Raw genomic sequence first — 510 nt, forward strand, 5'->3', positions numbered from 1 at the left:
CCTGGAAGTCGATTCCCTGTCGTGCGAGAGACAGGATGCGTTTGGCTTCGCCGCGCGCGTCCGCTAGGGACATATGGGCATTGTCACTGACGACTCCGTAGACTTTGGGGAAACGATAATCGCGAACTTTGCCGTTGATGGTATATCTCACAACCCAAGTCTTGACGCCGCTGGTGGCAATCCTCAGTTGAAGTCCGGTATCGATCTGGACTCGTTGCATCTTAGTACTTGGCCGCAGGTTGGCTACTTGCTGAGCTGTTATCTTAGCCATGGTAGGTCGAAACCTCCGTTTTTCATCCAACGTGTATACACAGCGTATACACAGAATATTTGCGGATGCCAGTGTATAATGCCGGACTCAGCTGGACGTTGATTCTTTTTAAGTGTTTGATTTTTAAGGTAGTTGTGGACTTTGCTGGACAGTGACGGACACGCTCGGAACCATGCTTTTACTGATGGGGTGCAAGGGGTCGAGTGTTCGAATCACTCCGTCCCGACCAATAGAATCAA

Annotated in this window: 1 protein-coding gene; it reads right to left on the minus strand. The window is 50.2% G+C overall.

Annotation, left to right across the window (positions count from 1 at the left end; all coding sequences use genetic code 11):
* Nucleotides 1-271, minus strand: a 271-nt coding sequence (locus ACP7BV_RS27830) for an Arm DNA-binding domain-containing protein (protein WP_426108155.1), incomplete at its 3' end; no start/stop codon positions are given.
* Nucleotides 272-510: the final 239 nt, after the last annotated feature.

It is taken from the genome of Massilia sp. TSP1-1-2 (assembly GCF_049896185.1).
Taxonomy (GTDB): Bacteria; Pseudomonadota; Gammaproteobacteria; order Burkholderiales; family Burkholderiaceae_D; genus Telluria_A.